This is a genomic window from Luteibacter sp. 1214 (assembly GCF_031455395.1).
GTDB lineage: Bacteria > Pseudomonadota > Gammaproteobacteria > Xanthomonadales > Rhodanobacteraceae > Luteibacter > Luteibacter mycovicinus.
Window position 1 is genome coordinate 444275 of sequence record NZ_JAVDSQ010000001.1, and the last position, 17380, is coordinate 461654.

Below are 17380 nucleotides of genomic sequence, written 5' to 3' on the forward strand. Positions count from 1 at the left end.
ATGGAATCGTCGTCTAATCGCTCGTCGGGCAAGGATCTGGGTCAGGAAAGCGCGCCGCCGGAGAACGCGCCAGCCGCGATCCGGTTCGAGGCACTGGAGCCGAGGGTGTTGTTGTCGGGGGATGTGAATCCGGCGGCGATCGCGATCGACGGCAGCCTGACGGCGCCGGGGCAGCAGAACCAATACCAGTTCACCCTCCAGGACGACCGTCGGATCGTCCTAGACAGCCTCACCAACCGCAGCGACATCAGCTGGACGCTGAGCGGGCCGTCGGGAACGGTGGGCACCGCGGCGCTTGGCTATACGGATGGGGGCTACCGCTCCCCCGCGTTCGACCTTGCGGCCGGCACGTATACGCTCAGCGTCGACGGCACCGATGACGCGGTCGGCAGTTACGCCCTCCGGATCATCGACGCCCAGGCGGCCGCCGATGTCGCCGTGGGTGCGTCCACCAGCGGATCGCTCACGCGGGGTAACGATTCCGCGGTGTATCGCTTCGATGCGAGTGCCGGTCAGAAATTCAGCTTCGACGGCCAGTTCGCCTCGTCCGACGGCACCTATGCCAACACGACCTGGCGCCTCGTGGACCCGTACGGGCGTGACACCGGCAGCAATGCCTCGGTCAACGGCCACACGGGATTTACGGCGGCGTATGCCGGCCAGTACCTTCTCGTCATCGAGGGCGCCATCGCCAACACCGCGCCCGTGGACTTCTCGTTCCAGCTGAATACGATCGCGGACACCGATCAGGACACCTCGCTGGATAAGGTCGAGACCTTCCTCGCTCCCGGTCAGGGCCAGGAATACCGATACCACTTCCACGTCGATCAGGCGCAGTCCGTCCTGTTCACCAGCCTTTCCGGTCCCGACTATCTCTGGTCGCTCACCGGACCCGCCGGCAAGCTCGTCGACAATGACTACGGCAGCAGTGCCGGATCGCGGGATGCTTACTGGCTCGACGCCGGCGATTACACGGTGACCGTGACCTCGGCCTTCAGCGCGCCGGGGACGACGCCAAGCGGATTCGTGCTCCGTGGCACGGCGACCGCAACCTCCGTGCTGACGGGCGCCACGGTAAACGACACGATCGGCGCGGCGGACGGCCGGCGGCTTTACACCGTCGATCTGGTCAAGGGCCAGGCCTACGCACTGAGTGGACTGACCTCGTCGCAGGGTTACGTATCCTGGCGCCTGTTCGACGCCTACGGCCGGGCCGTCAACGCAGGCAATTCGGCGGCGGCGTTCCTGAGGTTCGTCGCCGGCACAACCGGGCGCTACACGCTGGCCCTGGGGACCAGCGAGACCCAGACCGACTTCGGTTTCTCTTTCCAGGCCGTGCCGGATATCGTCACCACCCTCGATCCGGCCTCGTTCGATCTCGCTTCGCGCATCAGCGGCGCCGTGGGCCTGTCCGGTCAGCGCAGCGTTTACCGCTTCCATCTGGACGCCTCGACTTCCCTGGTCTTCGACACGGCACAGGCGACCAGCGGGCTCGCGTGGTCTCTGACGGGTGCTTATGGCAGCGGATTCACGCGCCGATACCTGTCCAGCGATCAGGACGACGTAGCGGCCAACGGCCTGCCGCCGGGTGATTACGAGCTCGTGATCGACGGCGACCCGGGCGTGACGGGTACGTTCGCGTTCGCTATCGGCAAGTCGAACCCGGATGCGACCGGCGGGACGCCCGTCCAGCCGCCCGCGGACGCGCTGCCTCTGACCCCTTCCAGCGTGGTTTCGGGTGCGCTCGGCACGTGGGATGCCCAGGCGGTCTATCGCTTCCATGTGAGCACCGACGGCGTCTTCGCCTTCGACAGCCAGAGTCCGTACTCGTCCGCCATCTGGTCGCTGAGCGGCCCTGGTGGCGTCGTCTTCGACCAGCGTCAGATCTACAGCGGCGACATCGCGCTGTTCCTCGTCGCGGGTGACTACACGTTGACCGCGCAAGGCGCCTCTTCCGAGTGGAGTTACAACAACGGCAACTACGCTTTCCAGCTGATCGACGCGTCGGCGGCCAACAGCATGCCGCTGGGCCAGCCGACGACCGGCACACGCTCGCCAGCCAGCGCCACGCTGGCCTGGCGCGTCGACGCCACGGCAGGGACGCGGCTCAGTATCGCCACCTCTTACACCGGGTCGTATGCGACCTACGTGTTGATCGACCCCTATGGCCGCACGGTCGTTGGGCAGTACGACCCGTTACTGCCGGACTACGTGTACGACGTGGCGATCTCCGGGACCTACACGTTCCTGGCCGTGGGCTCTTACGGCGCGACCGGGACCGGTCGCGATACGGTGACCATCAGCCAGGTCGATGCGCCCAGCGCGCCGCTCGCGCTCAACGACGCCATCGCAGGCTCCCTGGCCGGTCGCGCATCCGCTGCCTCCTATACCTTCACGATGGCCCACGCGGGCTGGGTCACGTTCGACGCGATCGGTGGTACGACGTCGTCCAACGTGCAGTGGAGCATCTCGCGCGACGGTTCCGTTCGCGTGGGCTGGTACACGGCGACAAGCGACAGCAGCCCCTTCTGGATGGAAGCGGGCGAATACACGTTCGCCGTGCGGAACACGGTGAATACGCCGGCGAATTACCGGCTCCGCCTGCTCGATGCGTCGGGTGCGCCGGATGTCATGCCTGGCACGGTCGTGACCTCCAACGGCACCGGCGACCAGATTCGCAGCTTCCACCTGCACGGTGAGGCTGGGGAGCAGATCTACTTCCAGGCTCTCAGTGGCGCGAATGCCGCTGGCTGGCGTCTCCTCGGCCCCGACGGCAGGATCGTTTACGACAGTTACTATTTCTCAGACGCCGCGAGCATCGCGCTGACCGGCACAGGTGACTACCTGCTGCAGATCATCCCGCGATCGAATCTGGCCGGGCAGTCGCTCTCGCTCGACTTCACCATCGGTCAGCGACCGGTCACCGCCAGGCCCGTTGCGCTGAATACGCCGGTAACCGGAAGCATCGCGTCGCCGGGGGAGTCGATCCGCTATGGCTTCACCCTCGATGCGGCGGACACGGTGTACTTCGCCCCGACCGCGTTCGATAACAACACTCTCTGGAGCCTGACCGGTCCTCGCGGTGTCGAGTTCACCTCACGCAACCTCGACCGCACGGGCATGCTCCTGCGCCTTCCGGCGGGCACGTACGTTCTGACGCTGACGCGCAGCGATCTCGCGGTGGGCGGCTTCGGTTTCTCCATGATCGGCCGCGCGGCGCAGGCACCGCTTGTCGCCGGCGCCACGGCCAGCGCCACGCTCGGGATGAGCGACCACACGGTCTACGGGCTCGATCTGGCCGCGGGCGACTACCTTCCGGTCCTCACCGCCACGGGCGGCGATGCGTACTGGAATCTCTACGACAGTTTCGGCCAGATCGTCGCCTACGGCGCGACGTACTACAACGCCACTGCGACGACGCTGCGAGGGGGACACTACACGCTGGTCGTCTTCCCGTCGGGAGTGCAGGGTCAGGTCGTTACCGTGGCCACCAGCGTGCTTTCCGTCACGCGTGAAGTGCGAACGCTGGTACCCGGCGAAAGCGTGCATGATGTCATCGCCGCGCCTGGACAGTCCTGGAGCTACGACTTCACGCTGGCAAGGCCGGACGTCCTGCTGCTGGACGCGCTCAATGAGCGCGACGATGTCGACTGGACACTCACCGGTCCCGAGGGGCAGCTGACCGGATCCTCCGCGTTCCGCGATGTCACGAACGGCACGGCATTGCCGTATGCCGGAACGTACCGCCTGACGATCACCCCGCGCGGACTCGCCACGGGCGACATCGACTTCCGCGTGCTGTTGCTCGGCAGTGCGACGACGCTCACCGTCGATACCCTCGCGGCCACCTCGCTGCCGTCGACGGGCGCCGTCGTCTACCGTCTGGACGCCGGCGTGCGCGACTACGTCAAGCTCGCCGCGAGCCAGAGCGGCCAGACGTTCGAGGTGTATCTCCTCGACGCCAACGGGCAGAGGCAGGGCGGCTGGACAGCCGGTTACGGCGCGGACGGCACCCTGATCCTTCCGCTCCCCTCGGCAGGTACCTGGTTCATCGAACTCCGCGCGGCCGGCGCTCCCTCCGGCACACCGATCGACACCAGCGTGACGCATCTGCGTGCCTTCGAAGGCGACGCCACCCCCGGTGCCGGCGTCAGTGGCCATGCAAGTGAACCGTCCGTGCCGCAGGTTTGGCGCGTCGCACTGAACTATCCGACGCGCTTGCTCATCGGCGGGGACGCGGGCTCCGCCTTCACCTGGATACTGCGTGGCGCGGACAACAGTGAGGTCGCGCGGGGGACCGGCTCGACCGCCCTGCCCGTTTCCCTGGGCAATGGCACGTACACCCTGGAAATCGGAGGCGCCGACTTCGTCGGCGATTTCCATCTCGGCCTGGTCGACCTGGGCACGCTGGCGGCACTACCGTTCGATGCGGTAACCCAGGCCAGCGTTGACACCACGGGCTCCGCTGTCTACCGCATCGAGGCCGATGCCGATCTCACCGATCTCGCCCTGACCGTCTCAGGCGAGGTCGCCGTCGATGTCTACGATGGCGCGGGTAAGCGCGTTTACTCTGCCAACGGCCCGTTCATCGGCGCGGCCATCGGCAGGTCGCTGGCGAACGGCGTCGACAGGATCGTGGTCATCCGGGGTGCGGCAGGCGCGTCGTACACGATCGCATCGACCCGCAAGGCGGGGCAGCCCGGGACATCCATCGACAGCGTCACGCTCGGCACCGACGTCAGCGGGACCCTCGCCCATGCGGGCGATGGGGCAAGCGTTCGCCTCGTGGTGGCTTACGACCAGATCTTGCCGCTTGGCGAACTGCTACGCGATACCGGATCGCGCGCCGTGCGCTGGCACATCGCGATCGGCGGCGTGATCCATGACGGCAGCGATCCTGCCACGCTCGGACTGCTGCTCGCCGCCGGCGACTACACCCTCACCGTCGAGGCGCTTGCCGACGATGCGCTGTTCGCCTGGCACAGCGTCGATAGTGCGGGAGCGACTCCGGCGTTCGACGGCGATACCGCCGTCACGATCCCGGCTGGCCGCGATTTGGCGATCTATCGCATCGATGTGCGTTCTCCGCACGCGCTGAGCATCGCGGTTGCCGGCATGCCTGACACGGCTTGGAAGCTCTATGGCGCGGACGGTGTCCTTGTGACATCGGGCACCTCGACGACATCGATCGATACCCCGTTGCTGGATGACGGCCGCTACATCCTCGTACTCGCTCAGTCCATCCGCCAGACCGATGCGACCGGCACCCTCAGCATCACGTCGCTGGGGCTCCCCGCCTTGCCTGCGGACGGTAAACTTTCGGGCACGCTGGCGCGTACCGGTGACGGCGTCGCGTACGCCATCAGCGTACCGGCGGGCGGCCTGTTCCAGATCGACAGTCCGGTATCCGCGGACGGGGTCCGCGTGAAGCTCATGCGGCACGGCGTCGATGGAGTCTGGAGCGACATCGGAGCCATCGCTGGGGAGCCCCGCTATCTGGCGTCGGGCGACTACGTTCTGTTCGTGCAAGCCACGAGCGACGATGCCACGTATGGGCTTCAGAGCCTTTCATCGTGGTCCGCATCCTCCCTTGACGCTGGTCCGGTCGCGACCGCCCTGCCGCAGGCGTCCGGCTCCGCGTTCTGGACCGTCGACCTCGCTCCGGGTCAGTCGCTGGCCGTGACCTTCGCCTCCGCGGGAAGCGACATGACGTGGTCGCTGCGGGGTCCCGACGGGTCGATCGTGGTCGACGCCACCGGGGCAGGCACGTTCAGACTCGGGCCCGTCGCCGAAGGCCGGTACACCCTCGTCGTCCACGGGGGCGGCGACAACGACGACGGTCATTACGACCTTGCCGCGACAAGCTATGTGCCGACGGTGCTGCCGTCAGGCACGGTCACCGGCCAGACGCCTGAGCAGCCGGGCGTCGCGGCGTACTCGCTGGACGTCGCCACCGGCGGCAACTTCCTTATCTGGAACGGTGACGCCGGCACCCAGATCACCGTGCTCGATGCGAACGGTTACGCAGTGCTGCGCGACGGAAGCTCATCCTGGGTGGATAAGGGGCGCTACACCGTACTCGTCGGCGCAAGCGAACCGGGCACCCCGTTCGCGTTCACCTTGCTTGACCTCGATGCGGCCACACCGGCCGGCGCGACGACCATCGGCGCGACGCTCGTGGATGACGCGTCCGCCGCGGTCTACGCGCTGCCCGCGGATACCGCCGTGACCGCGCTGTCCCTTCAGATCACCGACGGCGACGAGAACGATCTCGCGTGGATGATCGTGCGGAACGGACAGACGATCGATCAGGGTCAGGGCGCGTTTACCGGCTCGCGTCGATTCGCGGGCGGCGGCTATCGGCTCATCGTGGCCCGGAGCCAGGGTGCGTCGGGCAGCATCACGTTCGCTCTCAGCGCGACGCCGGTAGAGGACGTGGTCAAGCCGATCGCGCTGGGTACCGCGGTACCGCTGACGATCGACGACACGAACGATTATCGCCAGGTCTTCGGCTTCGAACTGACGCACGATACGGAGATCGCCATCGTCCTGCCGCATGGCAGCGACATTTACGCCTTCTACCGCGTCGTCGATGCGCGTGGCCACGCCGTGGTCGACTGGAATTACACGGGCTACCAGGCGAATCCCCTGTCGCTTGCGGCGGGCAGCTACCGCCTCGAGTTCGACCGGCAACGCGGCGACGGCGAACAGCCGCCGTCCTTCGCCGCGCGGTCGGCGGAAGCTTCCAGCGACGGCGATGCGATCACCACGGTCACGGTGATCGATCTTGCCGACGCTCCCCGGCTTGCCGACGGAGGTACGGTCGATGTCGAGCTGCACGGCCCCACGGACTCGGCATGGGTCCGCATCGAAGGCCAGCCCGGCGACACGTACACCCTCACGTCGACCGATCAGAACGCGTCGTCGTTGTCGTGGGAGATCCTGGAGACCCAGGGCGATACGGTGACTTCCGCCAGCGGCGGCCAGTCCGTCACGGTCCTGTTCGATGCCTCGGGCCGGTTCTACGTCCGGGTAAACGGATCGTACGGCTCCGGGCGCCTGACGCTGACAGCCGCACGCACGAACCAGGGGAGTCAGGCGTCCCCCGACGTGGCGATCACTGACGGCGGCAGTCAGACGGTGGCGTTGCAGGCGGGCACCACCCAGACCTTCACGCTGCACGTCCAGCAAGCCGACCTGTTCCGTCTGGTCACGCAGGACTATCTGTATTCCGTCTCCTGGAGCCTGCTCGACAGCACCGGCCACGCCGTCGCCGGGAGCCGTTCCATGAACTCTACCGAGTGGCCCACGGTCAGACTCGGCGCGGGTGACTATCGCCTCGTGTTCACGAACCAGGGCGACAACGTCAGTTTCGACTTCTCCGTGCTCACGCTTGCTTCGGCGACGCCGATCGATCCGACCGCCACGGCCATGACGGGCATGCTGACCGCGATCCCGGTGAAGGCAGGACAGACGTACTACATCACGCCCGCGGCGCAGGCACGTCTGGTGATCTATGGCAGTGACCTGTCGGTCCTGGCCGACCTGTCCAGCGGGGACGGCAACGGCGCGCTGCTGACTTTTACCGCGACGGCGGATGGCTTCTGGTACGTCGACGTGCTGCAGTCCGGCTATACGGCGGACTATTTCATCAATCGCCCCACGCCAGCGATCGTCGACACGGTCAACGACGGACACGTCCCGCAGATGGGCGCGGTCGACATCCGCACGGTGCATGTCGACCATGCCGGGCGCTACGCCGTCGGCTTCGCCTTCGGCTACGACAATGTCGTGCTCACGAATCTTGCTACGGGCGAGCGCTTCGAAGTCGACAACAACAGCAGCCAGCGCTACATGGTTCTCGATCTGGCACCGGGCGACTACACCTTCTCGATCGCCAGCGCCCAGGGTTCCTACAACTGGGGAACGACCTACCGGTTCGCGTTCTTCGACCTTGCGAAGGCGACGGCCACGGCCGCCACCGGTTCGACCAGCCTGACACTCGCGGGCACCACGCCTGCGTTCCAGCGCATCGATGGCAAGGCGGGTCAGCAGCTGTTGCTGACGAGCGCCATGCGCGATGACCTCGATACCGCCGCGCAGTGGACGTTGCTGGACGCGAGCGGCAAGGTCGTCAGCTCAGGTGGTACGAGCACTCCCGGGATCCTGCCGCGGTTCCCGGCCGACGGAACCTACTATCTGGTCTGGGTGCAGAGCAATAGCGACGCGTCGCCTACGGTAGGCGTCACGCTGACCAATCAGGGCTTCAACGCACTGCCTGCCGCCCGGCCGGGCGAAACATTGCACATATCGCCGACCGGTGACGAGGGTCGTCCGTTCGTAGCGAGCTACGCGGTTGAACTCACAGGACGCACGCCTCTCCTTCTCACGTCCAGCGGTGCCGACGCCTCGATCTCCTGGGTGATCACCGGCGTCGGCGGCGTCGTTGCGTCCGGGTATCTGGGCAGCGGCAGCGACGACCTTGCGCTCGCTACTCTCGATGCGGGTCGTTATGTTCTCACGTTCACGGTGGATGCCGCGTCCCCGGCATTCGACGTGCGTATGTTCGATACTCAGTCGGTGAAGCCCATCGCGTTCGATGAGCCCGTGCACATCGCTGCCGGCACCGCTCAGCCGGCCATGTTCTGGCTCACCGGTGGCGGACAGTTCCGTTCGAATACGGAAAGCTTCGGCTACCAGGAGGGCGCTTACGGAACATGGCAGCTCTATGACGAGAGCGGCAACCTAGTCAGATCCGATTCGCTGCAGACACCCTATCCGGCCTTTATTGACGGAGGGCGTTATCTGCTGGTCGTCAGGACGGGCTACTCTGCCACCTACCCCGACGGCGTGCCCGTCACATTCATGCTGAAAACGGCGACGAACTATGGGTTCGGCCAGGTCGTACAGCTTCAGGAAGGAAGCTCTCTCAGGTTCGACCTCGACACGCCACGCCACGTGCTCGTGGACATCACCCAGTTCAATGGTGCTGGTCAGGCCTGGACGCTTTACCGAAATGGCGTCGCCGTCGAGCAGGGACACTTCACAGGCGTCGATGCCGACGCTGGCCTGTTGCTCTCACTCGACGCCGGCAACTACGAGCTCCGCGTCAACAACGCGTGGCCCAATTACCTCTCGGCACGACTGATCGACCTCGACAACGCCCCTGCCCTGTCCCCGGGCGACGGGATCTCGAGCCAGAACATGGACGGTTACGCGGACGCCTGGCGGCTCGATGCCAGTGAAGGATCGGTCTTCCAGCTCTCCGGCTCGGACTACTACGGCACCTGGTCGCTCTATGACGCGTTCGGCCATCGCGTCGCTACGCTCTCCGCGGGCGACAGCGTTGCCGCCATGCCGCGCACGGGCACTTACCTTCTGGTACGCGACAGCTACGGAAACTCGTCGTACACGCGCTCTTTCAATGTCACCGTGTCCATCGGCGTTCCGGTCGCATCGCCGATCGTCATCGGCACGCCAGCCGCCATCACGCTGCAGGGTACGGGCTACCGGGATTACGTTTTCGACGCGACGGCTGGACAGATGCTATGGCTGGGATCCGCGAACGGCAACTTGCGCGCCAACGTTGAGATCTTTGACGCGCATGGCATCCTCGTCTATGCGCATGCCCTGAACGGTCTGGGCACGCAGGCTATCCATCTCGCCGACGGCGGACGCTACACGATCCGGTTCACCAACGTCGACGGCTATGCGCAGGACACGCGGTTCACTCTGTCCAGCCTCGACGGCGCTTCCAGCATCGGGTCGGGCAACGGTGCCACCGGCATCCTCCATCCCGATGGTCAGGCTCTCGCTTATCGCGTGACGGTCGATCAGAACGGCATGTTCGCGTATGACCCCGGCTCCCACATCTACAACAATGGCGGCGCCACGTGGAAGCTCGTGTCGTACCTGGGCGACGCCGTCGCCAGCGGTTCGGCGGACTACCCGAGCGGCACGCTCCATATCGTGCCGGGCGACTACCTGCTCGTGATCGTATCCAGCAGCTGGTACACGGGCGATATCTCGATGGGCTTCTCGGTCTCCGTGTCCGAGACGCCGCTGCCCATCGGCAGCATCGCCTCCGGTTCGCTCACGGAGCTCGGCCAGGTCTCTTACGGCCTGACGCTCAGTGAACCCCATCTGCTGACCTTCGATAACCTCGACTCGTCCAGCGGCCTTACCTGGCGCCTGATCGGCGACGACGGCCAGGCGTTGATGAGCTCGTCCGTCGCGGGCTCATACAGTTACTGGTCCTGGACGGTTAATCCGACCGTGATGGTTCCCGCCGGCCACTGGACGCTGGTGATAACGAACGGCAATACGTCAACGGCGGCGTATCGGTTCCACGTGATCGACGATCAAAACGTCAGCGCCACACCGCTGGATACGGCCATCGACGCCACCCCTGCCTCCAATGAAGTGCGCACGTACGGCTTCGATCTGGTCGCGGGTGAGAGCTACTACTTCGACGTGCTGCCGGGCGAATTTGCCACCGACACGTCGGCAACGCCCATCGCCTGGACGATTCTCGACCCGAATGGCCACCCGGTGATGAGCACGCGCTTCCTGGCGTCATGGGAAGGCGTCTACGACACCGATGCACAGGTATACCGCTACCGTCTCACCGGCACCGGCTTCGACCTGCCGAAACTGGCTCTGAGCGGCCGCTACACGCTGAGCGTCGAACGCTTCGACAACGGCACGGCGACATCGCCCGGCGTCGCCTTCCGCATGGTGCACGTGCCCGTAACCGAAACGGTCGTGCTGGACACGCTCGTGACCAACCCCGCACCGGATCTCGCGGTGAACCAGGTCGCCGTCGCTCCGGCCAGCGATATCCATACCGGCCAGACCATCGACCTGAGCTGGACGCTCGAGAATCGCGGTTCGATCGCCACCACGGGTACCTGGAACGACCGCGTCGTGGTGCGCAACGCCGCCACGGGCGCGATCATTCTCGACATCGTGCTGCCGTACGACGCCACGGATCCGTCCAATGCGCCCATCGCCGCGGGCGGTGCCATCGTCCGGCACGCGCTGCTGCACCTGCCCGATGGCGTGGACGCCAGCGGCACGCTGTCGATCACGATCATCGCCGATTCGGACAACCTGCTGAACGAAAGCAATGCCAGCGGGACGGCTGAGAGCAACAACACCGCGCACCTCGATATCGAGGTCGCCCTCGCACCCTACGCGGACCTGACCGTCGCCGGTCTGTCGCTTTCGCCATCGAGCGGCTTCGTACCGGGCCAGAAGGTGGCCGTCGACTGGACGTCCGCCAACGCGGGCAACGCGGACATCCTCGCGCCGTTCAGCGAAACGCTGGAGGTGCGCAACGCCTCGACGGGTCGCATCGTCGCCACCGTGACGCTTCGCGACGTACTGAACGACGGCCCCTTCGCCGCCGGCGCCACCAAGGCACGCCACGCCACGTTCACCTGGCCGGACGGCGTCGATGCGGCGGGCAACTTCACCATCCGCGTGATCGCGGACAGCGCCAACGACGTCGCCGAGGCCAACGCCGCCGGTACGGGAGAAGCGAATAACGTCGTCGCCGGCAGCGTAACCGTCGGCCCGGACCTTACCGTCCGCAACCTGCAGATCGTCACGTCCACCGTCCAGGCCGGTGGCCTCGTCACGGTCACCTGGGAAGACTGGAACGACGGCAGCAGCCCCACCAGCGCCGCCTTCAACGACCGCATCACCGTGTCGCGTGCCGACGGTGGGCTGGTGCTCATCGACGCCACGCTCCCCTACGATCCGCTCGCTCTGGTCGACGGTACGGCCAATGGTCCGATCGGTCCGGGCGGCCACAAGCTGCGCAGCTACACCTTCCGGCTCCCCGACGGCGTGCGCGGTGCTGGCAATCTCGCCATCACCGTCACCACCGACCAGAACGCTGCCGGCGTCGGCGTTCTGTACGAGGCGAATCTGACCAACGATGCCGAGTCGAACAACAGCGCGGCGACTACCGTGCGCTCGGCGACCACGTCGTATGCCGACCTCAGGGTCAGCGGGCTCACCGCCCCCACCCAGGCGGCCGGTGGGCAGACCATCAACCTCGGATGGACCGTCACGAACCAGGGCGGCGCCATCACCGGCGGCGCGTGGACCGACGAAATCGTGCTGAGCAAGGACGGCACGTTCGGCAATGCCGACGATATCGTCATCGGCAGCATCCGTCACACCGGTGTGCTCGGCGTGAACCAGAGCTACGCCCAGGCCCTCGCCGTGACCCTGCCGCTGCTGGCGGAAGGTGGCTACTACCTGTTCGTGCGCTCCGACTCGCGCGCGGAAGTGCTCGAGCCAGATACCCGCGCGAACACGATCAGCACGGCGACGCCGCTCAACGTCATCGCGTCGTACACCGACCTCGCGGTGACCCAGGTCACCTCGCCTCCCAGCGCGAACAGCGGCGAGAGCATCAAGGTCACCTGGACCGTGACCAACGCCGGCAACCTGGCCACCGATGTCGCCCTCTGGAACGACCGCGTGGTTCTTTCGCGCGCTGGCCAGGCCGATGTGGTGCTGGCGGGTTCCGTGGTCCACAGCGGCATCCTCGCAGCCGGTGGCAGCTATACCGCCACGGCCACCCTGACGCTGCCGCGGGACCTGGTCGGTGACTACACGATCCAGGTCATCACCAACCTCAACAACGCCGTCACCGAGGGTGGCCGCAGCGCCAACAACACGCTGACGTCGTCCACGCCCTTGCATGTCGTGCTCGCGCCGGTGGCCAACCTTACCGTCACCGAGGTGTCTGGCCCGGCCGCCGTCCGCCCGGGCGACAGCGTCACGGTCGCCTACACCGCGAACAACACGGGCAACGACGCGACGACCACCGCCTGGCGCGACATCGTTTACCTCCGCGACGCCAACGGCAACCTCACGGAAGTGGGCAGCCGGTTCTACACCGACGCGATGGCGGCCGGTGCGCATGCGGCGCGCACCATCACGGTAAGCGTGCCGACGCAGCTGGCCGAGGGCGTTTATACATGGGTTGTCCGTACCGATACGGACAACACCGTCTACGAGCGCGATGGCGAAGGCGACAACACGACCGCCGCCGCGGGCAGCGTCACGGTCGCCCGTCCCGACCTCGCGGTCGTCACTGTCGGCGGCCCGGCGACCGTGCAGTCAGGCACATCCCTGCACGTCATCTGGCATGTCGACAACCACGGTGGCGCCGCCACGGGCGACTGGGTCGACCAGGTCTTCCTGTCGGTGGGTGGCAAGCAGACGAAGCTCGCCGACATCGTGCATACCGGTGGCCTCGCCAGCGGCGCAGGCTATGACGCCTCCGCCGACATCGCCGTGCCGCTGGATGCACGCGGCGAGTACGAGATCATCGTGATCACCGACGCGGGCCGCGTACTGGACGACCACTCCCGTGCCGACAATACGGCGAGCACCGCCGTCCTCGTTCAGCTGGCGCCCCATGCCGACCTTGTCGTGAGCGCCGTGCAGGCGCCGACCACGCTGATCGCCGACCCGGCCACCCTCGCGGTGAGCTGGACGGTGACCAACGCGGGTACCGGCGCCGGCGACACCACCGGCTGGATCGACCGCATCATCCTGTCCACCGATGACATCATCGGCAACAGCGACGACCGCGTCGTCGGCGAAGTGCGTCATGATGGATCGCTGGCCGCGGGCCAGAGCTACCGGGGCGACTTCACCACCCTGCTGCCTCCGGGCCTCACCGGGCGGTACAAGCTCTACGTCGTGACGGATGCCACGAAGCAGGTCTTCCAGGACGGTTCCACCGCGAACGACACGCTGGCCGCGGATCACTTCGTCGATGTGATGCCCAAGCCGTATGCCGACCTCGTCGTGCGGAACGTCTCGACCCAGGGCACGGCGATCAGCGGGCAGCCGCTCGTCGTGACCTGGGCGGTGGCGAACCAGGGCATCGGTATCACCGATCAGGCCGAGTGGTCTGACAGCGTGTGGCTCAGCAGCAACGCCGACGGCACGGGCAACCGGATCAACCTCGGCGGTGCCAGCCACATCGGCCAGCTCGAGGTCGGCGACAGCTACGTGCGCAGCATCAACGTGACCGTGCCTAACGGGCTTTCCGGCACCTGGTACGTCAATGTCCGCACGAGCGGACCGTTCGAGTTCATCTACGGCGACAATAACGAGGGTCACAGCGCCGCGGTACCGGTGCAACTCGCGCCGTCGCCCGACCTCTTCGTGCAGGCCGTCAGCATGCCGGCCAGCGCAGTCGAAGGCAGCGTCGTCGACGTCGCCTGGACGGTGATCAACCAGGGCGATGCCCAGGCCGTGGGCACATGGGTCGACACCGTGCTCCTGGTCCCGACCAGCGGCGGCCAGGCCATCACGCTCGGCACGTACACCTATGACCGTCCGCTCGATGCCGGCAAGACCTACACGCGCACCGAGCAGATCCGCCTCCCGGCGAAGATCGAAGGCCTGTACCGCATCGAGGTCATCACCAACAGCAACCTGGGCAAGGACAGCGCCGCACAGGTTTATGAGTACGGCAGCGCGCGCGACAACAATCTGACCATCGCTTCCACGGCGTCGCAGGTGGTGTTGCAGGCACGTCCGGATCTGCAGGTGGATACGGTCGCGATTCCCGAGACGGTGACCGCCGGTACGAAGGTCGGCATCCAGTACACCATCGTCAACCAGGGACCGTTGCCCGCCAGCGGCCACTGGCGTGACAAGGTCTATCTCTCGCTGGACGGCACGCTCAGCGGTGACGACGTGCTGGTCGGCGTGTTCGACAACGGCAGCGCACTGGCGCCGACCGAGCGCTACACGAATGCGTCGGGTTCCATCGATATCCCGATCACCTATCGTGGCGACGTCTATCTCATCGTGGTCGCCGACGGCGACTTCAACGTCGATGAATACCCCAACGAAGCCAACAACCAGAAGGCGGTGAAGTTCCACGTCGACCCGGTCCCGTTCGCCGATCTGGTCACCAGCAACGTCGTCGCACCCGACCAGGCCGTGCACGGAGCGACCATCCAGGTCGACTACAAGGTGACCAACAGCGGCAGCGCGACCACGCGAGGCGTGGATGCGGCGACCAACAGCTGGACCGACACCGTCTGGCTGGCCAAGGACCCGCGCCGACCGGGCGCGAACCGCGGCGACATCCTCCTCGGTCAGGTCACCCACACCGGCAACCTCGCCGTCGGTGCGGATTACCTCGGCAGCCTGCGCGTCACCATCCCGGACAGCACGCTCAGCGGCCAGTACTACATCACCGTGTGGAGCGACGCGTACGACAGCATCCTCGAGGACACGCTGGCGTCGAACATCAACCTCGATGACCCGACCCAGCTCGATAACAACAACTACAAGGCGCGCGCGATCTCCGTGCTCGGCATCACGCCGCCCGACCTCACGGTCACCCAGGTCACCACGCCCGCGAACGTGGATGCGGGCGGCAACCTGAGCTTCAGCTACACGGTGCAGAACACGGGCGATGTCTTCACTGGTGGCTGGACCGACTACGTGTACGTAGCCGACAACGCGGACCTGTCCAAGGCCACGAAGATCTGGCAGATCGGCACCTATGCGCAGAGCCGCACGCTCAACAACGGCGAGAAGTACACGATCAACCAGACCGTGCAGCTGGCGCCGTCGATCACCGGTCTGTACGTCATCGTCCAGACCGATGCGCTCAATGGCGTACGCGAGACCAGCGAGACGAATAACCTCAAGGCCGTCGCCAGCAACGTGGTGGCGCATCCGGCCGACCTGCAGGTGACCTCGGTGGTCATCCCGACGCAGAACTACTCCGGCGAGCCGACGCCGATCACCTGGACGGTGACGAACAAGGGTGAGGCCGTGTGGCCCGGCACCATGGCGTGGGTGGACTCGGTGTACATCAGCACCGATCCCACGTTCATTCCGTCGCGTGCCACCGCGCTGGGGGCATTCACGCACTACAACACGGCGGGACTGGCGGCGGGCGCGAGCTACACCGTCACGGCGAACATCACGCTGCCGGCGGGTACGGACGGGCGTTACTACATCTACGTCATCACCGACACGGGCACGTCCGCCGACCGCCTGGCCACGCCGACGCCGGTCAACAAGGCCCTCGACGAAGTCACCAACGGCGGTACCAACCAGTACGCGCTCGATGTCTATACGCGCTCTGTCTACGAAGGCGCCAACGGCCAGAACAACATCGGCAACGCGGGTATCGACATCACCTACCGTGAAGCCGACCTGCAGATCGACACCATCTCGATCTCGAACCCGACACCGCAATCGGGCGACCTGGTTACCGTGACCTGGACCGTGACCAACCGGGGCGACCGCGACACGCGCGTCTCGTCGTGGCCCGACGGTGTCTACCTTTCCGTCGACGACACGCTGGACGCCAGCGATACGCCACTGCCCGAGGGCGACCGTTACACCAACCCAGCCCGCGTGGCGGGCATTTCCCTGGTCGACGCCAATGGCCAGCCGCGCTATCTGAAGCCCGGCGAGTCCTACACGGCCAGCGTCACGTTCCACCTGCCGCAGTCCATCAGCGGCAACTTCCACGTCATCGTCAAGGCCGATACGTCGACCACGAAGGACTGGGATTACTCCAGCCCCAGCACCATCCGCGATGGCCTCGACGTCCTCCGTGGCAGCGGCCCGGGCAGAGTTCTCGAGTTCCGTGACGAAGGCAACAACGTCGCCTCGCTGGCCCTGCCGATCACCCTGGCGACGCCGCCCGACCTCACCGTCTCGGTGGTCACGGCGCCCGAGCACGTGGTGGCGGGACAACCGTTCGTCGTCGACTACACCGTGCTCAACGCCGGTGGCGCTACGCCGAGCGATCAGGGCAGCTGGAACGATCTGGTCTACCTGTCGCGCGACCGCTTCCTCGACGTCAGCCAGGATCGCTACCTCGGCTACCTCGGGCACAGCGGCGGTCTCGCCGCCGGTGGCAGCTACGACGGTCGTTTCACCATCACGGCACCGTCCGATCTGGACGGCCCGTGGTATGTCTTCGTCGTCACCGATCCCGCCCGTGCCTTCGGCTCCGGTCCCAGCGGCGCGGTGCTCGAGTTCGGCAAGGATCAGAACAACGCTACCGCGGCAACGCAACCGGTGCTGATCGAGATCCCGCCGCCGGCCGACCTCAAGGTCGACAGCGTGACCGTGCCGGCGACCGCCCAGGTCGGCCAGCCGGTGACCGTGACGTACACGATCACGAACGACTCCGATAACGCGGCGCACGGTACGTGGACCGATGCGATCTATCTGTCGATCGACAACACCTGGGGCCTGACCGACATCCTGCTCGGCAAGGTGGTCCATAGCGGCGACCTCGCCGGGCACGCCAGCTACACCGGCACCCTGACCGCGAACCTGCCGCCGCTGAAGGACGGCAGCT

The 17380-nt window shown here is 66.2% G+C and carries 1 protein-coding gene (only partly in view); it reads left to right on the plus strand.

Going from position 1 to position 17380, the window contains the following annotated elements; all coding sequences use genetic code 11:
* On the plus strand, positions 1–17380 hold the start of the coding sequence (locus tag J2X57_RS01930; protein WP_309863156.1) for an Ig-like domain-containing protein. Its footprint extends 19409 nt past the window's final position; the window shows 17380 of its 36789 coding nt (coding positions 1–17380); its start codon is at positions 1–3; the stop codon falls past the right edge of the window.